This is a genomic window from Geodermatophilus sp. SYSU D00700, from assembly GCF_054050255.1.
This window is the reverse complement of record NZ_JBJGZA010000042.1, coordinates 1-19,972: the sequence shown is the minus strand read 5'-3', so window position 1 is coordinate 19,972 and position 19,972 is coordinate 1. Positions and strand designations below refer to the sequence as shown.

General features: G+C 74.0%; 21 protein-coding genes. 12 read left to right on the top strand and 9 right to left on the bottom strand.

The genetic code is table 11. The features are described 5' to 3' along the window. Window positions 1-51 precede the first annotated feature (51 nt). Both ACI79V_RS21035 and ACI79V_RS21030 read right to left on the bottom strand, forming a co-directional pair. A complete protein-coding gene (locus tag ACI79V_RS21035) occupies window positions 52-366 on the bottom strand; it encodes a hypothetical protein (protein WP_456892407.1) in 315 nt (104 codons plus the stop codon). A 112-nt stretch (window positions 367-478) separates the two neighbouring features. After that, complete coding sequence (locus tag ACI79V_RS21030; protein ID WP_456892405.1) at window positions 479-2,215, bottom strand: NlpC/P60 family protein; 1,737 nt, start codon at window positions 2,213-2,215, stop codon at window positions 479-481. 284 nt (window positions 2,216-2,499) lie between these two features. Here ACI79V_RS21030 and ACI79V_RS21025 point away from each other — a divergent pair, with 284 nt between their 5' ends. Both ACI79V_RS21025 and ACI79V_RS21020 read left to right on the top strand, forming a co-directional pair. Beyond that, the gene (locus ACI79V_RS21025) at window positions 2,500-4,305 is read left to right on the top strand and encodes a DEDD exonuclease domain-containing protein (protein WP_456892403.1); all 1,806 of its coding nucleotides are present in this window, start codon (window positions 2,500-2,502) and stop codon (window positions 4,303-4,305) included. 131 nt (window positions 4,306-4,436) lie between these two features. Continuing rightward, window positions 4,437-4,724 (top strand): Lrp/AsnC family transcriptional regulator, encoded by a 288-nt coding sequence (locus tag ACI79V_RS21020; protein ID WP_456892401.1) that lies wholly within the window; start codon window positions 4,437-4,439, stop codon window positions 4,722-4,724. An 85-nt stretch (window positions 4,725-4,809) separates the two neighbouring features. On the opposite strand, the gene trpD is transcribed toward ACI79V_RS21020, so the two are convergent. Continuing rightward, window positions 4,810-5,868 (bottom strand): anthranilate phosphoribosyltransferase, encoded by a 1,059-nt coding sequence (gene trpD, locus ACI79V_RS21015; protein WP_456892399.1) that lies wholly within the window; start codon window positions 5,866-5,868, stop codon window positions 4,810-4,812. Beyond that, a complete protein-coding gene (locus ACI79V_RS21010; protein WP_456877232.1) occupies window positions 5,865-6,290 on the bottom strand; it encodes a hypothetical protein in 426 nt (141 codons plus the stop codon). The genes trpD and ACI79V_RS21010 overlap by 4 nt, the downstream gene beginning before the upstream one ends. Window positions 6,291-6,432: 142 nt before the next feature. On the opposite strand from ACI79V_RS21010, the gene ctaE reads away from it, so the two are divergent. The 4 genes from ctaE to qcrB are packed head-to-tail and all read left to right on the top strand — an operon-like array spanning window position 6,433 to window position 10,760. Continuing rightward, a complete protein-coding gene (gene ctaE, locus ACI79V_RS21005) occupies window positions 6,433-7,047 on the top strand; it encodes an aa3-type cytochrome oxidase subunit III (protein ID WP_281252194.1) in 615 nt (204 codons plus the stop codon). A gap of 7 nt (window positions 7,048-7,054) precedes the next feature. Next, window positions 7,055-7,933, top strand: coding sequence for a cytochrome bc1 complex diheme cytochrome c subunit (gene qcrC, locus ACI79V_RS21000; protein ID WP_456892397.1), 879 nt, complete (start codon window positions 7,055-7,057; stop codon window positions 7,931-7,933). Continuing rightward, window positions 7,930-9,042 carry a cytochrome bc1 complex Rieske iron-sulfur subunit gene (gene qcrA / locus ACI79V_RS20995; RefSeq protein WP_456892395.1) on the top strand — a complete coding sequence of 371 codons (1,113 nt, stop codon included), beginning with the start codon at window positions 7,930-7,932 and terminating at the stop codon, window positions 9,040-9,042. The genes qcrC and qcrA overlap by 4 nt, the downstream gene beginning before the upstream one ends. Continuing rightward, entirely contained in the window at window positions 9,042-10,760 is a 1,719-nt protein-coding gene (gene qcrB, locus ACI79V_RS20990) for a cytochrome bc1 complex cytochrome b subunit (protein ID WP_456877229.1), read from the top strand. Before qcrA ends, qcrB begins: the two co-directional genes overlap by 1 nt. A gap of 223 nt (window positions 10,761-10,983) precedes the next feature. On the opposite strand, the gene ACI79V_RS20985 is transcribed toward qcrB, so the two are convergent. The 3 genes from ACI79V_RS20985 to ctaC form a co-directional block, all read right to left on the bottom strand. Next, window positions 10,984-11,526 carry a hypothetical protein gene (locus ACI79V_RS20985; protein ID WP_456892393.1) on the bottom strand — a complete coding sequence of 181 codons (543 nt, stop codon included), beginning with the start codon at window positions 11,524-11,526 and terminating at the stop codon, window positions 10,984-10,986. Between the two features lie 365 nt (window positions 11,527-11,891). Then, window positions 11,892-12,296, bottom strand: coding sequence for a cytochrome c oxidase subunit 4 (locus ACI79V_RS20980; RefSeq protein ID WP_456877228.1), 405 nt, complete (start codon window positions 12,294-12,296; stop codon window positions 11,892-11,894). Between the two features lie 51 nt (window positions 12,297-12,347). After that, window positions 12,348-13,220: an aa3-type cytochrome oxidase subunit II gene (gene ctaC / locus ACI79V_RS20975; RefSeq protein WP_456877227.1), complete on the bottom strand. Its 873-nt coding sequence runs from the start codon at window positions 13,218-13,220 to the stop codon at window positions 12,348-12,350. Between the two features lie 265 nt (window positions 13,221-13,485). On the opposite strand from ctaC, the gene ACI79V_RS20970 reads away from it, so the two are divergent. The 3 genes from ACI79V_RS20970 to asnB are packed head-to-tail and all read left to right on the top strand — an operon-like array spanning window position 13,486 to window position 16,198. Then, window positions 13,486-13,851 carry a metalloprotease gene (locus ACI79V_RS20970; RefSeq protein ID WP_456877226.1) on the top strand — a complete coding sequence of 122 codons (366 nt, stop codon included), beginning with the start codon at window positions 13,486-13,488 and terminating at the stop codon, window positions 13,849-13,851. After that, window positions 13,841-14,215 (top strand): DUF3817 domain-containing protein, encoded by a 375-nt coding sequence (locus ACI79V_RS20965; RefSeq protein ID WP_456892391.1) that lies wholly within the window; start codon window positions 13,841-13,843, stop codon window positions 14,213-14,215. Before ACI79V_RS20970 ends, ACI79V_RS20965 begins: the two co-directional genes overlap by 11 nt. A 48-nt stretch (window positions 14,216-14,263) precedes the next feature. Then, entirely contained in the window at window positions 14,264-16,198 is a 1,935-nt protein-coding gene (gene asnB / locus ACI79V_RS20960; RefSeq protein ID WP_456892389.1) for an asparagine synthase (glutamine-hydrolyzing), read from the top strand. A 122-nt stretch (window positions 16,199-16,320) separates the two neighbouring features. Here the strand turns inward: asnB and ACI79V_RS20955 are convergent, their stop codons facing one another. Next, window positions 16,321-16,677, bottom strand: coding sequence for a HesB/IscA family protein (locus ACI79V_RS20955; RefSeq protein ID WP_456875500.1), 357 nt, complete (start codon window positions 16,675-16,677; stop codon window positions 16,321-16,323). A 143-nt stretch (window positions 16,678-16,820) separates the two neighbouring features. Between ACI79V_RS20955 and ACI79V_RS20950 the strand changes: the two genes are divergently transcribed. Next, on the top strand, window positions 16,821-17,432 hold the full coding sequence (locus tag ACI79V_RS20950; protein ID WP_456875499.1) for a DUF3043 domain-containing protein: 612 nt from the start codon (window positions 16,821-16,823) through the stop codon (window positions 17,430-17,432). A 3-nt stretch (window positions 17,433-17,435) separates the two neighbouring features. Here ACI79V_RS20950 and ACI79V_RS20945 read toward each other — a convergent pair whose 3' ends face one another. Continuing rightward, entirely contained in the window at window positions 17,436-18,281 is an 846-nt protein-coding gene (locus ACI79V_RS20945) for an alpha/beta fold hydrolase (RefSeq protein WP_456892387.1), read from the bottom strand. Window positions 18,282-18,347: 66 nt separating this feature from the next. Here ACI79V_RS20945 and ACI79V_RS20940 point away from each other — a divergent pair, with 66 nt between their 5' ends. Next, window positions 18,348-18,905 (top strand): TetR/AcrR family transcriptional regulator, encoded by a 558-nt coding sequence (locus ACI79V_RS20940; protein ID WP_456892385.1) that lies wholly within the window; start codon window positions 18,348-18,350, stop codon window positions 18,903-18,905. Window positions 18,906-18,944: 39 nt separating this feature from the next. After that, complete coding sequence (locus tag ACI79V_RS20935) at window positions 18,945-19,928, top strand: aldo/keto reductase family protein (RefSeq protein WP_456892383.1); 984 nt, start codon at window positions 18,945-18,947, stop codon at window positions 19,926-19,928. Window positions 19,929-19,972: the final 44 nt, after the last annotated feature.

Sequence of the window (19,972 nt, the reverse complement as noted above, 5' to 3'; positions counted from 1 at the left end):
TGAGCAGTAGCGCCACTCCGGTGTGTACCCGTTCGGGCGTCGACCTGCGCCTCAGCCGGTGCGGCGCCGTCCGCCGGGACGCTCCCCGCGCGCCGGGCGGTGACGCAGCGGAGGCACCAGGCCGACCTCCGCCAGCGCCCGCACGGCGCGCCGCTCGACGTCGTCGAACTCCACCACCACGCCCGGCGGCGGGGGCACCGCGTCCCCGGCGGCCGGCCCGGTCGCCCGCGCGGCCGGGACCGGCGGCACCGGCAGCAGCACGGGCCCGGTGCCCCTCTCCGCCGGCGGCGCACCCAGCAGGACGGTGACGACGCAGTCGGCGCAGCCGGTGCCGCGCACGGTGCAGGTGTCGCAGTCGATGAGCATGGCCGTGTCCCCCCTCCGGTGCCCCGGGCCGCCCCGGGTGCCGGGCCGCGGTCGGGACGGGTCTCCCTGTCGGTTGCTCCGCACGCTAGGGACGGCCACCGACAGTCCCGGCTCAGCTGCCCGCGAACTCCCAGTGCCAGGGCTCCTCGCGGCCGTTGCCCGGGTCCGCCCAGGTGGGGTGCAGCCAGCCGAAGCGGCCGGCGTTGGCCACCATCCAGGCGTACTGCGGGGTGCCGAAGGTCTCGATGCCGCCGCACAGGTCGACCGCCAGCCCCCAGCCGTGGTTGCTCGTCCCCGGGACCGCGGCCAGGGCCGGTTTCTCGCCGTAGAGCCGGACCTGGCCGGCGTAGGTGCGGTAGGAGTCGGTGATGCAGACCGGCCGGCCGAACTCCGCCTCGAACGCCGCGCTCATCGCCCGGTAGGCCGCGGCGGCGTCGCAGCGCAGCGCGTGCCCGCCCACGCCGAGGGGGCACAGCGCGCTGGGCGGGACGAGGCCGTTGGGGTACCCGCCCCAGGCGCGGGTCCCGTCGAAGCTGGGCGGGTACACGGTGTTGCCGCACTCCACCCGCAGCGCACCGCCCGAGGGCCCCGGCGCGGCCACCTCGGGGCGAGTGCCGAGGGCCGGCCGGCCCACGTGCAGCACCTGGTCGGCGGGCAGCCGGCGGACGACGACCGCGCCGGCCCGCCCGTCGGCGGCCAGCATCGTCTCCCGGTCCAGCGCGATGCCGACGTGGCCGAGCCCCGACTCGGGCGTCCCGAGGAACACCAGGTCGCCGGGCAGCACGTCGGCCGGGTCGACCGGCACCGTGACGGCGTACAGCCCGGCCTGGTCGGCGGGCAGGTCGACGCCCGCGGCGCCGTAGACCGTGGAGACCAGCGAACCGCAGTCCCAGGAGTCCGGGCCGGCCGTCCCCGGCGCGTAGGGCTGCCCCAGCGTGTCCATCGCCGCGCTGACGGCGGCCACCGTCTCGGCGGGCAGCACCAGCAGCGACGTCGGCTCGCGCGGGAACTGGGCGGCGCCCCGCTGGGCGCCCCCCGCGGCGTCCCCGACCGGGACCAGCCCGGCCGGCAGGCCGGCCGCGGGGGCGGCCAGGGCCGAGGCCGGCGGGGACGCGACACCGGCCGCCGCGAGCTGGTCGAGGTGGGCGCGCCAGTTGGCCGCCGTCTGCCGGTTGACGTCGAGCTGCTCCTGCTGGAGGTCGGCCAGCTGCCGGTCGACGTCGCTCAGCGCGGCGTCGAGCTCGTCGGTGACCGCCGCCGCGGCGGCCTCCAGGTCGGCGACCTGGGCCGCCAGCAGGTCGGCCCGCTGCTGCGCCTCGGCCAGCGCCGCGTCCGCGGCGGCCTGCTCGGCCAGCGCCGCCCGGCGCTGCTCCTCGGCGGCGGTCACGACCGCGCCGGTGTGGTCGTCGACGGCGTCCAGGTAGCCGATCGCGGCAGCGGCGTCCCCCGGGTCCCCGCCGGAGAGCAGGACGCTCAGCGGGGACAGCGTGCCGCCGTCCCGGTAGGCCGCCGAGGCGTAGCGCGCGACGACGTCCTGCAGGCGCGCGAGCTCCGCCTCCGCCTCGGCCACCCCGGCGGAGGCGGCGTCGACGTCGGCCTGCGCGGCGGCCAGCGCCTGCTGCGCGGCCGCGACCTCGGCCTGGCGCTGCTGCAGGTCGGCCTGGACCTCGGCGGCCCGCTCCTGCAGCCGGTCGAGGGCCTCGCTGTCGAGGACCCCGCTGGTGCCCCCGGGCTGGTCGCTGGGCGCGGCGGCGGCGGGTCCGGCCGGCACCAGCGCCACCAGCACCGCCGCGGCCGTGACCAGGAACGCCGCGCGACGCCGCGGGCGCGACGCGGGGTCCAGGCGCACCGGACCACCCCCCGTGACCACCGGACCGTGCGGTCCGCCGGGGGATCGTCGTCCGCGCCGCCGTCGTCCCGCAAGCGCTCCGCGCGCCCCTCCTCCGTCCGGGTCCCCGCGCCCGGCGCGTCGCGCGGCGCGTCGTCGACGACGGGCGCCGGCGGACCCGCCTCCCCGGGACTGTCCGACCCCCGGCCTACCGTCCCGCCGTGCTCTTCCCCGCCGACGGCGCCGGGTCCCGGTCGCCGCGACACGCACACGCACCCGCCCACGGCGACCGCCCGCTCCCCCTCGTGCGGCCGGCCCCCCACGAGCCGGTCCCCGCCGTCCAGACGACCATCGACGAGCTCGGGACCCCGCTGGCCGGCGTCACGTTCGTCGTCGTCGACCTGGAGACCACCGGCGGGTCGCCGAAGGACAGCGCGATCACCGAGATCGGCGCGGTCAAGGTGCGCGGCGGCGAGGTGCTCGGGGAGTTCCAGACGCTGGTCGACCCCGGCTGCGAGGTGCCGCCCTACATCAGCGTCCTCACCGGCATCACGACGGCGATGGTGGCCACCGCCCCGCGCATCGAGGCGGTGCTGCCGGCCTTCCTCGAGTTCGCCCGCGGCGCCGTGCTGGTCGCGCACAACGCCCCCTTCGACCTGGGCTTCCTCAAGGCGGCCTGCCAGCAGACCGGCACGGCGTGGCCCGCGGCCGTCTCGGTCGACACCGCCGTCCTCGCCCGCCGGCTGCTCTCCCGCGACGAGGTGCCCAACTGCAAGCTGGCCACGCTCGCGCCGTACTTCTCCGCCGCGACCACCCCGTGCCACCGCGCGCTCGACGACGCCCGCGCCACCGTCGACGTGCTGCACGGCCTGTTCGAGCGGCTCGGCCCGCTCGGCGTCACGTCGCTGGAGGAGCTCACCGGCCTGACCCGCCAGGTCGACCCGGAACGGCGTCGCAAGCGCCACCTCGCCGACTCGGTCCCCCCCGGCCCCGGCGTCTACGTCTTCCGCGGCCCGCGCGACGAGCCGCTCTACGTCGGCACCAGCAACGACCTGCGCACCCGGGTGCGCAGCTACTTCACCTCCGGCGAGCAGCGCAGCCGGATGACCGAGATGGTCGCGCTGGCCCAGCGGGTCGACGCCGTGCCGTGCGCGCACGACCTCGAGGCCGCCGTCCGCGAACTGCGGCTGATCGCCGAGCACAAGCCGCGCTACAACCGGCGCTCGCGCTTCCCCGAGCGGGCGCTGTGGTTGCGGCTGACCGAGGAGCCCTTCCCGCGGCTGTCGGCGGTCCGGCGGGTGCGCCCCGGGGCCGGCGTCTTCCTCGGGCCCTTCGCCGACCGCCGGGCCGCGGACATGGCGATGGCGGCCATCCACGAGTCGCTGCCGCTGCGGCAGTGCACCGCCCGCCTCTCCCCCCGGGTGCACACCACGGCCTGCGCGCTGTCCGGGATGGGCCGCTGCGGCGCCCCGTGCACCGGCGCCCAGTCGATCGAGGAGTACGCGCTCGTCGCCGACGTGCTGCGCGGCGCGGTGGCCGGTGACCCGCGCGCCCTGGTGGAGCCGCTGCTCGACCGCGTCGACCGGCTCGCCGCCGAGGAGCGCTACGAGGACGCCGCCGTGCTGCGCGACCGGATCGCGGTCCTGGTGCGCGCCGTCCGCCGGCGCCAACGGCTGGAGACACTGGCCGCCGTCGCGGAGTTCGTGCTCGCCCGGCCCGACGGCGCCGGCGGCTGGCACCTGACGGTGGTGCGCCGCGGCCGGCTGGTGTCGGCCGGCTGCGCCCCGCGCGGGACCTCGGTGCGCGACGCGCTGGCCGGCCTGCGGGCCACCGCGGAGACGGTGCCGGGCGCCGATGGTGAACTCGCGGCCTCGGTCGACGAGACGGAACTGGTGCTGCGCTGGATGGAGAAGCCGGGCACCCGGCTGGTCGAGGTCGACGGCACCCTGGCCTGCGCGGCGCCGGGCATCGGGGGCTTCAGCGGCTTCCTCGCACGGGTGGAGGCCGGCCGGGCGCTGCGCGACCCGTTCGCCGACGGCCGCCAGCTGGGCACCCGGGCCCGCCCCGAGCGCGTCGTCGCAGTCGCGTCGGCCACCGGCGGCCCGGGGTGACGTGCCGGAACGGCCCCGCTGCAGGGCCCGCCACGAGCCGGTGACGTGCTGGAACGCCCTCCCGCAGGGACCCGCGCCGAGCGGAGCGAGGCGCGGGGGGGCAGGAGGGTCCTTCAACTAGCATCCCCGGCGTGATCACCGCCATCGTGATGGTCGACGCCGCCACCGACGCGATCCCCGAGGTCGCGGCCGCGATCGCCGACCTCGACGGCGTCAGCGAGGTGTACTCGACCGCCGGGGAGGTCGACCTCATCGCGATCGTGCGGGTCCGCGAGTTCGACCAGGTCGCCGAGGTCATCGCCGGGCGCATCAACAAGGTGCCGGGGGTCCTCGAGACCGAGACCCACATCGCGTTCCGCGCCTACTCGCGGCACGACCTGGAGGCGGCGTTCTCCGTGGGCCTCGAGGGCGGCGCCTGAGGAAGGACCACCCTCCTCCCCACGCCTCGCTCCGCTCGGCGCGGGCCCCTGGAGGGCGGCCGTTCCAGCACCTCGCGACGGGAGCTCAGCCCCCCGCAGCCTCGCGGCTGACCGCGATCCAGCGCTCGAGCAGCGCGGCGGCGCGGCCGTCGTCGACGGCGGCCGCGGCCCGCTCCGCTCCGGCCGCGAGCGCGGCGGTCAGCTCGCCGCCGCGCTCGTCGAAGGCGGCGAGTGCCGCGGCGGCGTTGAGCAGGACGGCGTCGCGCACCGCGCCCGTCTCACCGCCGAGCACCCGCCGGAAGACCTCGGCGTTGTGTCCCGGGTCCCCGCCGCGCAGCGCGTCGGGACCGGCGGGGGCGATGCCCAGCTCGGCCGGGTCGACCGCACCGGCGGTCACCGCGCCGTCGCGCGCCACCCACACCCGCGACGTCGTCGCGGTGGTCAGCTCGTCGAGGCCGTCGTCGCCGCGGAAGACCAGCGCCCGGCCGCCGCGGCCGGCCACCACCGCGGCCAGCACCGGCGCCATCCGGACGTCGGCGCAGCCGATCGCCGCGGCCACCGGCCGGGCGGGGTTGGTCAGCGGGCCGAGGAAGTTGAACACCGTGCCGATGCCCATCTCGCGCCGCGGCGCCGCGGTGTGCCGGTAGCCGGGGTGGAAGACCGGCGCGAAGAAGAAGCCGATGCCCGCCTCCCGCACGCAGCGGGCCACCGCCTCGGCGGGCAGGTCGATGACCACGCCCAGCGCCTCGAGCACGTCGGCGGCACCCGACGACGACGAGGCGGCCCGGTTGCCGTGCTTGGCCACCGGCACCCCGGCGGCCGCGGTGACGACGGCGGCCATCGTGGAGATGTTGACGGTGTGCGCGCCGTCGCCGCCGGTGCCCACGACGTCGACGGTCGCCAGCGGCAGGTCGACCGGCGTGGCCCGTTCGAGCATGGTCGTGGCCAGCCCTGCCACCTCGGCCGGCGCCTCGCCCTTGGCCCGGAGCGCCACCGCGAACCCGGCGATCTGCGCGGGCGTCGCCTCGCCGCTCATGACCTCGCGCATCGCCCACGCCGTGTCGTCGGCGGTGAGGTCGGTGCCGGCGAGCAGGCGCGTCAGCAGGCCGGGCCACGAGGGTCCGGCGGCGGGGCGCACGGTCACCGGCGGGCGGGACGGCGCTGCGGTCCGCGGGCGGCGTGCTCGCGCAGCAGCCCGGCGACGACCTGCGGGGCGGTGAGCGGGTCGACCGGCAGGGCCAGCGTGGCGTCGGCCTGGGACCAGTGGGCCAGCCAGCGGTCGGGCTGGCGGGCGATGAGGACGCAGATCGCCGGGCGGTCGGCGACCTCGACGACCAGCTGCCGCGACAGCGACAGCCCGCCGGTCGGCTGCGCCTCCCCGTCGAGCAGGACGAGGTCCACGCCGCCGCCGTCGACGGTGGCGACGACGTCCTCGCCGGTCGCGCACTCGATCCAGGTCAGCGGTCCGACGTCGGGTGCCGGGCGCCGGCCGACGGCGGTCCGGACGGCCTCGCGGACCTCGGGCCGGGAGCTGTAGACGAGGACGGTGGCCGGCGCGTCGATCACGCCCGTCAGCCTAGTGCCCGGGCCCTGCCGGTCCGGGCGGCGCGACGCCCGTCCGGGGGACGGTCTCGGCCTGGTCACGGCGCAGGCACGCCGTGCCACCCACGGTCGGTGCGTGTCGCCGGGCGATGCCATGATGGGCGTCGTGACAACGGCCCCCGTGGCGAGCAGCACCTTCGACACCTCGCGGGTGCACTCCCTGACCCGACCGAACATGGTCAGCGTCGGCACGATCATCTGGCTCTCCAGCGAGCTGATGTTCTTCGCCGGGCTGTTCGCCATGTACTTCACCGCGCGCGCCCGCGCGACCGAGGGCTGGCCTCCGGAACCGACCGAGCTGAACCTCCCGTACGCGCTGTTCTTCACGCTGATCCTGGTGGCCTCCTCGGTCACCTGCCAGATCGGCGTCTTCGCGGCGGAGAGCGGCAACGTCTACGGCCTGCGCCGGTGGTTCACGATCACCTTCGTCATGGGCCTGGTCTTCGTCCTGGCCCAGTTCAACGAGTACCGGGTGCTGGTGACCGAGCACGGGACGTCGATCTCGAGCTCGACCTACGGCTCGGTCTTCTACCTGACGACCGGCTTCCACGCGCTGCACGTCATCGGCGGCCTGGTCGCGTTCGTCTACGTGCTCATCCGGTCCACCATGGGCCGGTTCACGCCGGCACAGGCGACCTCGGCCATCGTGGTCTCCTACTACTGGCACTTCGTCGACGTCGTGTGGGTCGGGCTCTTCGCCACGATCTACCTGATCCGCTAGGGAACCGGTGTCCACCACGAACCCGCAGTCCGACACCCAGCCCGGGGAGGGCGCGCGCCGGTCCCGCTGGTCGCGCCGTCCGGCCGAGGGCACCCCGGCCGCCGCGGCCCGCGCCCGCCGCCGCTCCAAGCAGAAGCGCCGGCTGGCCAACGTCGCCACCCTGATGGCCGGCCTGGTGCTCACCGGCGCCCTGTACTCCACCCTCGCCCCCGGCGCCTCCGCCGCGCCCGAGGGCAGCGAGTCCAGCGCCGAGGCCGCCGGCCGCGAGCTGTACGAGCGCAGCTGCATCAGCTGCCACGGCGAGAACCTCGAGGGCGTGCCCAACCGCGGCCCGTCGCTGATCGGCGTCGGCGAGGCGGCCGTCTACTTCCAGGTCCACACCGGCCGCATGCCGCTGGTGCGCCAGGACGCGCAGGCCCCCGACAAGCCGGCGATCTTCTCCGACGAGGAGATCGACCAGCTCATGGCCTACGTCCAGGCCAACGGCGGCGGTCCCACGCTGCCCTCCGGCGACCTGCGCGACGGTGACCTGGCCGCCGGCGGCGAGCTGTTCCGGCTCAACTGCGCGTCCTGCCACAACTTCGTCGGCGAGGGCGGCGCGCTCTCCTCGGGCAAGTACGCCCCCAGCCTCGAGGACTCCAACGACCTCGAGATCTACACGGCGATGCTGTCCGGCCCGGAGAACATGCCGGTCTTCGGGGACAACCAGCTCACCTCCGAGGACAAGCGCGCGATCATCAACTACATCCAGACGATCACCGACATGCCCGATCCGGGCGGCGCCGGCATCGGCCGCATCGGGCCGGTCAGCGAGGGCGTCGTCATCTGGGTCGTCGGCATCTCGGTGCTGCTGTTCGGGATCTTCTGGATGGGGAGCAAGGCGTGACCACGCACGACACCCGCCCCGGTAGCACCGGCGGCGCGGACACCCCCGGCCCGCTCCACGGCGGCCCGGACGACGACTGGACCCCCGAGCAGCTCGCCGCGCTCCGCCGCGAGGAGCTCGACCGGCTCGGGGCGCGCTACGACGGCGTCGAGGTCCTGCACGTCGAGCCCGGCCCCGCGCCCGGCTCGGCGGTGGAGAAGCGCGCGGTCCGCCAGGTCGGGCTCACCTTCGCTCTGGCCGGCCTGTCCGCCTTCGGCTTCTGCGTCGTCTACGCCGGCGCCGGCTGGTTCCTGCCCGACTGGCAGTGGGAGCTGGGCGGCACCACCTTCAGCACGCTCTACACCCCGCTGCTGGGCCTGCTGATGGGCCTGGCGTTCACCTTCTTCGGCGTCGGCCTGGTGCTCTACACGAAGAAGCTGCTGCCGCACGAGACCGCGGTGCAGGACAAGCACGACGGGTCGCACTTCGACCGGGTGACCACCGGGGCCACGCTGGTCGGCGGCCTGCACAACTCCGGCCTGGCGCGGCGCAAGCTGATCACCCGCTCGCTGGTGTTCATGGGCGGCGGCCTGGGGCTGATGCTCCTGGCGCCGCTCGGCGGGCTGATCAAGAACCCCAACCGCGGCAACCCGCTGGGTACCACCGAGTGGGCCGAGGGCGTCCGGCTGGTCCGCGACGACGGCACCCCGATCCGCCCCGGCGACCAGGTGCCCGGCTCGCTGGAGACCGTGTTCCCGGCCGTCCCCGGCGGCAACCGGCTCTCCGACGCGGCCACCATGCTCATCCGGCTGCGCCCCTCGCAGCAGGCGGAGGCGGTGCCGCGCGCGGGGCAGGAGGACTTCGGCTACGGCGACTACGTCGCCTACTCCAAGATCTGCACGCACGCCGGCTGCCCGGTGTCGCTGTACGAGCAGGAGACCAGCCGCATCCTCTGCCCCTGCCACCAGTCGCAGTTCGACGTCACGCAGGGCGCGAAGCCCGTGTTCGGGCCTGCCACCCGCTCCCTGCCGCAGCTGCCGATCACGGTCGACGACGAGGGCTTCTTCGTCGCGCGCAGCGACTACATTGAGGCCGTGGGTCCCACTTACTGGAACCGGGAGCGCATCTGATGGCTCGCACCGCCACCGCCCCCGGAGCGCCCAAGACGCTCGCGGGCCGGGCCGCTCTCGAGGTCGACGACCGGCTCATCGTGGCCGGTCCGCTCCGCCGGACGCTGAACAAGGTCTTCCCCGACCACTGGTCGTTCCTGCTCGGGGAGATCGCGCTCTACTCGTTCATCATCCTGCTGCTCACCGGCACGTACCTGACGTTCTTCTTCCAGGCCTCGATGACCGAGGTCACCTACGACGGCTCGTACGCGCCGCTGCGCGGGGTCGAGATGTCGATCGCCTACGCCTCGACGCTCGACATCTCCTTCGACGTCCGCGGTGGCCTGCTCATGCGGCAGATCCACCACTGGGCCGCGCTGCTGTTCATGGCGGCGATCGTCTGCCACATGCTGCGGATCTTCTTCACCGGCGCCTTTCGCCGGCCGCGCGAGACCAACTGGCTCATCGGTGTCGCGCTGCTGATCCTCGGCATCTTCGAGGGCTTCGCCGGCTACTCGATGCCCGACGACCTGCTCTCGGGCACCGGCCTGCGGATCATGTCGGCGATCATCCTGTCGATCCCGGTCATCGGCACCTGGGCCCACTGGGCGGTCTTCGGCGGTGACTACGTCGGCGACCTGATCGTCGGGCGGCTCTACATCGCCCACGTGCTCCTCATCCCGGCGATCATCCTGGCGCTGATCGCGCTGCACCTGCTGATCCTGGTCAAGCAGAAGCACACCCAGTTCCCCGGCCCGGGCCGCACGGAGCACAACGTCGTCGGCAACCGTCTCTTCCCGACCTTCGCCGGGAAGGCCACCGGGCTGCTGCTCGTCGTCTTCGGCGTCTGCGCCGCGCTCGGTGGCCTGGTGCAGATCAACCCGGTGTGGCTGTGGGGCCCGTACAACCCCGCGCAGGTGTCGGCCGCGTCGCAGCCCGACTGGTACGTCATGTTCCTCGACGGGTCGACCCGTCTGTTCCCGGCGTGGGACATCTACCTGCCGGGCAACTACAACATCCCGGCGCTGTTCTGGCCGACGGTGGTGCTCCCCGGCATCATCTTCACGCTCCTGCTGGCCTACCCCGTGCTCGAGCGGAAGCTGACCGGCGACACCGCGTCGCACCACCTGCTGCAGCGCCCGCGCGACGTCCCCGTGCGGACCTCGCTCGGCATGATGGCGATCGCCTTCTACGTGGTGCTGCTGCTCTCGGGCGCCAACGACGTCATCGCCGACAAGTTCGACATCAGCCTCAACGCGATGACGTGGATCGGCCGCATCGGCCTGATCATCCTGCCGCCGATCGCCTACGTGATCACCTACCGGATCTGCCTGGGTCTCCAGCAGCACGACCGCGAGGTGCTCGAGCACGGCATCGAGACCGGTGTCATCCGCCGGCTGCCGCACGGTGAGTTCATCGAGGTGCACCAGCCGCTCGGCCCGGTCGACGAGCACGGCCACGGCCAGCTCGCCTACGGCGGCGCCCCGGTGCCGAAGAAGATGAACCAGGTCGGCGGCGCCCGCCGCGCGATCCGCGGGTTCTTCTCCCCCATCGAGGAGCCCACGGCGGTCGAGCTCGAGCAGCGCGGCGAGGAGCGGGGCCTGGCCTCGGCCGACCCACACCGCGAGCTGACCACCAGCGGCCGTCCCACCGAGGGTGGCCGCCCGTCCGAGGGCGGTCGTCCGTCGGAGGGTGGTCGTCCGTCCGAGGGTGGCCGGCCACAGGAGCCGCGCGACTGACTAGCGAGGACCCCAACACACACAGGGCCCCGGTGGAACTCCACCGGGGCCCTGTGTGTGTTTCCCCCCGGGCGCCGCCGCTTCACCAGCGGGGCACGTGCTGGCCGGCCGGGACCGGCCCGTCCCCCGACTCCGCAGGACGCCGCGGAGACCGCGGGCGAGACCGACCGACCACGTCATCTGCGACCGTCGGTAGCCGGCGCTACTCGCCAGGGCCGACACGTCACGAGGCGACCCGGCGGACGGGGACCGAGCCGAGAACTGCACCCGACGCGTCCAGCGCCGCGATCCCGGGAGGTTCCCGCGCCCAGACGACGACCGCGCAGCCGTGGCCGGCGACCGGCACGAGCCGGGTGTCGACGCGCAGGACGAAGACCTCCTCAGCCAGGCGCAGTTCCACCCACGAGACCCAGCCGACCGTGCGCCAGCCGAGCCGATCGCTCGTCGTCCGCGCGGTTCCACCGTGACCGTGGTTCACCGCCGCGCCTCCCAGGTCAGCGAGTCGCGGACGGGCCTTCGCCGCCTCCTCCCCGGGCCCACCGCCGCCCCCGAGCACTCGCCAACCGCCCTCGGTCAGCTCCAGAGTGTGGGCGTCGAGCAACGGGACGCCGCTGACGCCTCGACGCAGGAACATCGTGGCGGCGACGTCGCCGTCTCGATCCACAGCCAGGGGCACGTGCCGGACGCGACGGCTCAGACGCGCGCCGCTGGGACGCGGAGCGCCCTCGAGCAGTTTCACGCTCTCGGCCAGGACGTCGTAGCTCACGTCGCCGACGCTACGTGCGTCGTCAGTCTCGAGCGGCATCTCACCCTCTCCGTGAGGGGGGCCTGTCGCTCAGCACGGCAGACGGAGGTGAGCGCGGGCCGTCGCCAGCCTCACCCACCTCTGCGGGCGTTCTCCGCTCATTGCCGGTGCTACAGGACCCGCATTGGCCGGACACCACCGGCAGAGCAGCCGGGCTCGCCCGCCTGGCTGCACCGGCGCCGTCCGCCTCGGTCCGGTGGCGCCGACAGGCGTTCCCTGCAGGCCGGCGCCGCTGCGACCGGCACCGCGGGGCGCGGAACGACCTCCCGCACACGTACGAGGGCCCTCCCCCGCGGTGCGGGAGAGGGCCCTCGGGAGGCGTGACGTCAGCTGGACTGCGCGTTCTGCCCCACGTAGTACTCGAACAGCAGACCGCCGATGGTGATCAGCAGGGCGACCACGCCGATCGCCATCAGCCAGTAGTACCAGAACGCCATGGCGAGGCCCGTGACGGCGGCACTGCACGCGATGGCGAAGGGCCAGTAGCTGGCCGGGCTGAAGAAGCCGAGTTCACCGGCGCCCTCGGCGATGTCGGCGTCCTTCCGGTCCTCGGGCCGGGCGTCGATGCGCCGAGAGATGAACCAGAAGAAGCCACCGATCAGGCCGGTGAGACCGCCGGACAGGATCAGCGCGGTCGTGCCGATCGGCTCGCGCGCCCAGAAGCCGTAGACGGCCGCCGTGACGATGCAGAAGACCGCGATGAGGTTGAAGATGAGCGCCTCGACCTTCACGGTCGTCCTCCCTGCGCAGCGTCGGTGCGGTGGTCGTTGCCGCCGGTCACGTCAGTCGACCGCCTGCTGGTAGTACCCGTCGCCCACGCGGAACGGGCGGGTCGTGGTGGCCTCGCCGTCCTGGCCGATGCTCTCCAGGGCCTCGCGGGTGGTCTGGCCGTCCTCACGGGCGGCCAGGTAGGCCTCGTAGTCCTCGGCGCTGACCACGCGGACCTCGAAGTTCATGTAGGCGTGGTAGGTCCCGCACAGCTCGGCGCAGCGGCCGACGTAGGAGCCCTCCTCGTTGGCGCGCACCTCGAAGACGTTGTCGCGACCGTTCTCGTTGCCCGGGATCACATCGAGCTTGAAGAGGAACTCCGGCACCCAGAACGAGTGGATGACGTCGGCGGAGGCCACCTCGAAGCGGACGTCCTGGTCGACGGGCATGACCAGGATCGGGATCTCGTCGGTGGAGCCGACGGTGTTCACCGGCTCGCCGTCGTCACCGGTGGTCTCGGGGTAGACGAACTGCCAGTTCCACTTGAAGGCGTTGACGGCGATCGTCGTGTCCGGGTCGTCGCTGCGCTCCTGGACGTCGTTCTGCACCGAGACGGTGAAGAAGAACAGGACCGCGATGATGACGAACGGGACGATCGAGTACACGATCTCCAGCGGCAGGTTGTAGGCCGTCTGCCGTGGCAGCTCGTCGCTCCGCTTCCGGTGGAAGATCACCGACCAGATGATCAGCCCCCACACCAGGAAGCCGACGATGAGCGCGGCGATCACCGACCCTGTCCACAGCTCGCGGATCTGGGTGGCTTCCTCCGTGACGCCCTCGGGGAAACCGAACCGCCAGAACTCGTTGTTGAGGCTGCACCCGGTGAGGGTGAGCACCCCCAGGAGACCGAGCGCGGCGACCCGCGCGAGCCTGCTGCGTCGAGCCACTGCCCGCTGCCTCCTCGTCCTCCGCCCGCGTGCCGGACGGCTCTGCCGGCGCGGCCTCGGGTGGGCGCCCCACCACGGCCTTCGCGCCTGACGTCAGTCTGAGCCGAGACTAGCCGACCGCGCGAGGCGGCCGGTGACCGGAGACCGGAGACCGGCGGGTCGCCCGGGGCGGCCGGGACGGCGGTGACCAGACCCACTCCCGCCGGGCCGTCCAGGTCCCGGTCGGGCCGCCGAAGGGCCCGTCCGGGCGGTTAGAGTCGGGAGCGTGTGGACGCGGCTGCTGACCCCGAGGTGGGTGCTGCTGCACCTGCTGGTCGCCGCGCTGTTCGTGGCCACCTTCTTCCTCGGCTTCTGGCAGCTGGGCAAGGCCGAGAACGGCGGCGGCGCGGTCAACTGGAGCTACGCGCTGCAGTGGCCGCTGTACGGCTTCATGGGCCTGTGGTTCTACGTGCGCATGGTGCGCGAGGAGCTGCGCCGCGACCCCGACGAGGACGAGCCGGGCAGCGCCGTCGTCCTGTACCAGCGGCCGCGGATCGACACCAGCGGCGACCCGGAGCTGGCCGCCTACAACGCCTACCTGGCCGAGCTCAACGAGCGCGCGCTGGGTCAACGGGGTCCCGGTGGCCGCTGAGCGCACGGCGCCGTCGCCCCGGCTCCCCCGGGCCCTGGCCCGCCGGGTCGGCAAGGACGTCCCCGCCGCCCTGACGCGGTACCGGGTGATGGCCTGGATCGTCGGCGTGCTGCTCGCCGTGCTGTTCTTCGTGGCGGTCCCGCTCAAGTACCGCGCGGGCCTCGACGGGCCGGTCGCGGTCATCGGCACCGCCCACGGCTGGCTCTATGCCATCTTCTTCCTGACCGCCTGCGACCTGGCACTGCGCGCCCGGTGGACCCTCCGCGGCACCGTCCTGGTGCTGGTCGCCGGCACCGTCCCGATCCTGTCCTTCGTCGCCGAGCGCATCGCCACCCGCAAGACCCGCGCCGGCGAGCGCCTCTGACCCCGTCCCGGCACCCGCCGGACACGATCTCCCGGGAGACCTGCGCCCATGTGCGGCCTGCTGGCCTACCTGTCCACCGACGCCCCCCGGGTCTCCGGGACCCACGTCGACGACGTCCGCGAGGCGCTGCACTGCCTGCACCACCGCGGCCCCGACGACACCGCCGTGTGGTCCGACGAGAACGTCGTCCTGGGCTTCAACCGGCTGTCGATCATCGACGTCGAGGGCAGCCCGCAGCCGCTGCCCTACGCCGGTGACCGCTACCGGATCCTGTTCAACGGCGAGATCTACAACTACGTCGAGCTCCGCGAGGAACTGCAGGCGGCCGGCGCCCCGCTGGCCACGCACGGCGACACCGAGACGATCGTGGCGGGCTACCACCTGTGGGGCCAGGACGTCGTCCGGCGGCTGCGCGGGATGTTCTCCTTCGTCATCTGGGACACCCACACCCGCACCGCTTTCGGCGCCCGCGACCCGTTCGGCATCAAGCCGCTGTTCACCGCTCGCCTCGCCGACGGCGGCCTGGTCTTCAGCTCGGAGAAGAAGGCGCTGCTGCAGCTGCTGGGCGGCAGTGCGGCCGCGGGCGGCGTCGACCCGGCGTCGCTGCAGCACTACCTGACCCTGCAGTACGTGCCCGAGCCCGCGACCCTGCACCGCGGCATCCGGCGGATCGAGAGCGGCACCAGCTTCACCGTCGTCGACGGCGAGCTGTCCACCAGCCGCTACTTCCACCCGGCCTGGAAGCCGCAGCCGGTGCCCGCCGGCCGGGAGCAGGAGCTCTACGACCGCATCGCCGCCGTGCTCGACGAGTCGGTGGCCAAGCACATGCGCGCCGACGTCACCGTCGGGTCGTTCCTGTCCAGCGGCATCGACTCGACCGCGATCGCAGCGCTGGCGCACCGCTACAACCCCGACCTGATGACCTTCACCGTCGGCTTCCGCCGGCAGGCGCAGTCGGAGATCGAGATCGCCGCGGAGTCCGCGTCGATCCTCGGCGTCGAGCACGTGCCGGTGGAGGTCACCGCCGAGGAGTTCGCCGCGGCCATCCCCGAGGTGGTCTGGTACCTCGACGACCCGGTCGCCGACCCCGCGCTCGTGCCGCTGTACTTCGTGGCCCGCGAGGCCCGCAAGCACGTCAAGGTGGTGCTCTCCGGGGAGGGCGCCGACGAGCTGTTCGGCGGCTACACGATCTACCGCGAGCCGATCAGCCTGGCCTGGGCGTCGGGGCTGCCGGCGGCCGGCCGCCGGGCGATGGCCCGGATCGCCGACCTGCTGCCCGAGGGCGTCCGCGGGCAGGACCTGCTCCGCCGGGCGTCGACCCCGCTCGAGCAGCGGTACTACGGCAACGCCCGCAACATGCGCGACGACGAGCTGGCCGCCCTGCTGCCCGGCCGCGACCCCGACCTGTCGCACGTCGCGGTCACCGAGGACCTGTACCGGCGCACCCGCGAGGCCGGCTACGACGACGTGACGGCGATGCAGTACGTCGACCTGTTCACCTGGCTGCGCGGCGACATCCTGGTCAAGGCCGACAAGATGACCATGGCCAACTCGCTGGAGCTGCGGGTGCCCTTCCTCGACCCCGAGGTGTTCGCGATCGCGAGCTCCCTGCCGGTCGAGCAGCGGGTGCCGCGCCGCGGGGACGCCACCAAGTACGCGCTGCGCCAGGCGATGCGGCAGATCGTCCCGCCGCGGATCATGAACCGGCGCAAGCTCGGCTTCCCCGTCCCGACCGCGGAGTTCCTCGCCGGCCCGCTGCACGAGTGGGCCCGCGACGTCGTGGTCTCGAGCCAGACGCAGCAGTGGCTCGACCGCGACGTCGTCCTCGGCCTGCTCGACCGGCTGCGCACCGAGGAGGTGCCGAGCAAGCGGATCGCCCGTCAGCTGTGGTCGGTGCTGGTCTTCATGGTGTGGCACGGGATCTTCGTCGAGGACCGGATCGTCGTCGACGTCCCCGAGACCGTCTACCCGGTCAAGCTCTAGGAAGCAGAACGGCGGCCGTCCCCTCGAGGGGACGGGCGCCGCTCTGGTGACGGTCTGGAAAGGCCCATATGCAGGGTCCCGGGGGTCGCGGAGCGTGTCCCGGGGGCAGAGGGGCCCTTCTGTCAGTGGAAGCTGTCGCCGCAGGCGCAGGAGCCCTGCGCGTTGGGGTTGTCGATCGTGAAGCCCTGCTTCTCGATGGTGTCGACGAAGTCGATCACCGCGCCGCCCAGGTACGGGCCGCTCATCCGGTCGACGATGACCTCGACGCCACCGAACTCGTAGGTCTGGTCGCCGTCGAGGAACCGTTCGTCGAAGAAGAGCTGGTAGCGCAGGCCGGAGCAGCCACCGGGCTGGACGGCGATGCGCAGGCGCAGGTCGTCGCGGCCCTCCTGGTCCAGCAGCGCCTTGACCTTGGCGGCCGCCGGGTCGCTGAGCAGCACGCCGGTGCTGCCGGTGGTCTCGGTGTCCTGCACCGTCATGTCGTTGTCCTCCCACATCCGAGGGGTCCGTTGCGGCACTCCCTGCCGCGGGTCAACACCGCCGTGGCGGGCCCTCTTCCCACTGTACGGCGCGCGGTCGCGACGGTCAGTCCCTCGCGCGGACGCACGTAGACTGCACGACCGTGAAGCTCCGCCTGCCCGGGCGCCGGGACCGCGCCTCCACCGCCCCGGAGACCGCCGCCGACGTGACCGAGACGCAGCTGGTCAAGTCCGGCGGCAAGGGCCGGCCCACGCCCAAGCGCACCGAGGCCCAGGGACGCCGTCCCGGCCCGCCGCCGCCGCCTCCCACCACCCGCAAGGAGGCCTACCGGCGGATGCGCGAGCAGCAGGCGCAGCGCCGGGTGCAGACCCGGGCCGGGATGGCCCGCGGCGACGACGCCTACCTGCCGGCGCGCGACCGCGGTCCGGTCCGCAAGCTGGTCCGGGACCTCGTCGACGCCCGCCGCAACGCCGGCAGCTACTTCCTGCCGGTCGCCGCGCTCGTCCTGGTGGGCTACTTCATCCCGAACCCGGCGGTGCAGAACTACACCGTCCTGCTCTGGTTCCTGTTCTTCCTGGTGATCATCGTCGACTCGGTGTTCCTGGGACGGCGGATCTCGCGGACGGTGCGCGAGCGCTTCCCCGACCAGCCGCACAAGATGCGGAGCCTGCGCTGGTACGGGATCAGCCGGGCCACGATGATCCGCCGGTGGCGCTTCCCCAAGCCCGAGGTCGCCCTCGGCGCCGAGGTCTGAGGCTCAGGGCACCGCGGCGCCCACCACGCGCCGCACCGCCTCGGCGACGGCGTCGGGCCGGTCCCAGGGCACGAAGGTCAGCGCGTCGTCCAGCCAGGTGACCCCGGTCGCCAGCAGCCGGGCCAGCCGCTCGGCGTCGCGCGTCGGGAAGACCCGGTCCCGGCGACCCCAGACGACGGCGGCGGGCACCCCGAGCCGGCCCAGCGCGGGGACGGCATCGAGCAGGGGCCGGGGCCGGATCGAGGCGACGAGGGCCGTCAGGTCGGCCCGCACGGCGGCGTCGGTGCGCGCCGGCCGCAGCAGGTCGGCGACCAGCGACCGGCCGAGGCCGCGGACGGTGAACAGGTTCAGCGGCCCGGGGTCGGCCAGGAGCCGGGGGACGGCGAGGACGCGCACGAACGCCGCCGGGACGCCCGGCACGCGGACCGCGCGCGGCAGCGGGCGCAGCAGCGGCGGCGGGAAGTGCTCGAACGCGTCGCAGCCGGCCAGCACCAGTCCCGCCACGCGCCCGGGTGCGGCCGCGGCGGCCAGCTGGGCGAGGGCTCCCCCGGTGTCGTTGCCGACCAGCACCGCGGAGCCGGCGCCCACCCCGTCGAGGACGTCGAGCAGCGCACCGGCGAGGTGCTCGGGCGTCAGCGCCGACCGGTCGGGCACCGCCCGGGGGTGGGCGCCCAGGGGCAGGTCGGGGACCACGACCCGGACGTCCGGCCCCAGCTGGTCGACCACGCCGTCCCACAGCCGGCCGTCCAGCAGCAGTCCGTGCACCGCGAGGACCACCGGTCCCCCGTCCGCCGCCGTCTGCCGCACCCGCACCGGCCCGACCCGGGTCGTCACCGTCGTCTCGTGCACCGCCGCCTCCTCCATCGGGGTCGTGTGTAGCAGTCGCTACACGTCAAGCAATGTAGCGTCTGCTACATGAGTGCGGCAAGGGAGACGGGACAGCGGGAGACCTACCTGGCCGGGGCCGTCGACCACGTCCTCCGCGAGGGGGTCGCCACCCTGTCGTTGCGGCCGCTGGCCGCGGCTCTCGGGACCAGTGACCGGATGCTCCTGTACTACTTCGGCACCCGGGAGAACCTCCTGTCCGCCGTCCTCGACGAGGTGGGCCGGCAGTTGCAGGCCGGCCTGGCCGCCGCGCTGCCCGGCGACGCCGTCCCGCCCGGCCGTCTGCTGCCGGTGCTGTGGACGTCGCTGCAGGACTCCGGCGCCGACGCCCACGTCCGGCTGTACCTGGAGGTGTCCGGACTGGCCGCCCGCGGACGGCAGCCCTTCGCCGACCTCGCGCGCCGGGTCGCCGAGGACTGGCTGGCCTGGGTCGGGCCGCGCCTGGACGTCGCCGACGCCGAGCGGGCGGCCGCCGCCGCGGGCCTGCTCGCGGCCCTCGACGGCGTGCTGCTGGTGCACGCCGTGGCCGGGCCCGAGCGGGCCGCCGCGGCCGCTGGCTGGCTGGCGGGGCGGCTGGCCGGGCCCTGAGCGGGTGACCGCGGCGGGCCGGGGCTAGCGTCGGGCCACGTGGAGTACCGACGCCTCGGCCGTTCCGGCCTGACCATCTCCGAGATCGCCTACGGCAACTGGCTCACCCACGGGGGCCAGGTCGAGGAGGACGCCGCGCAGGCCTGCGTGCGCGCCGCCCTCGACGCCGGCATCACCACCTTCGACACCGCCGACGTCTATGCCGGCACCCGCGCCGAGGCGGTGCTCGGCCGCGCCCTGGCCGGCCAGCGCCGCGAGGGCCTGGAGATCTTCACGAAGGTCTACTGGCCCACCGGCCCGGGCCCCAACGACCGCGGACTGGGCCGCAAGCACATCCAGGAGAGCTGCGAGGCCTCGCTGCGGCGGCTGCAGACCGACCACATCGACCTCTACCAGGCGCACCGCTACGACGAGACGGTGCCGCTGGAGGAGACGATGACCGCCTTCGCCGACCTGGTGCGCGCGGGCAAGGTCCTCTACATCGGGGTCTCGGAGTGGCGGGCCGAGGAGATCGCCGCCGGCGCGGCGCTCGCGCGTGACCTCGGCGTCCAGCTGATCAGCAACCAGCCGCAGTACTCGATGCTGTGGCGGGTCATCGAGGAGGAGGTCGTCCCGACCTCGCAGCGCGAGGGGATCTCGCAGATCGTGTGGTCCCCGCTCGCGCAGGGCGTGCTCACCGGCAAGTACCGCCCCGGCGAGCAGCCGCCCGCGGGCAGCCGCGCCACCGACCCGGAGGCCGGCCGGTTCATCCGGCAGTTCATGACCGACGACGTCCTCACCCGGGTGCAGGACCTGCGGTCGGTCGCCGACGACCTGGGGCTGTCGATGGCCCAGCTCGCCGTCGCCTGGGTGCTGCAGAACGAGAACGTCGCCGCGGCGATCATCGGCGCGACCCGCCCCGAGCAGGTGCACGACAACGTGAAGGCCGCCGGCGTCCGGCTCGAGGACGACGTCCTCGAGCGGATCGACGAGGTCCTCGGCGACGTCGTCGAGCGGGACCCCGCGAAGACCTCCCGAGGCTGATCCGGCCCGCCCCGGCCTGACCCTCGACGTCGAGTCGAGGGTCA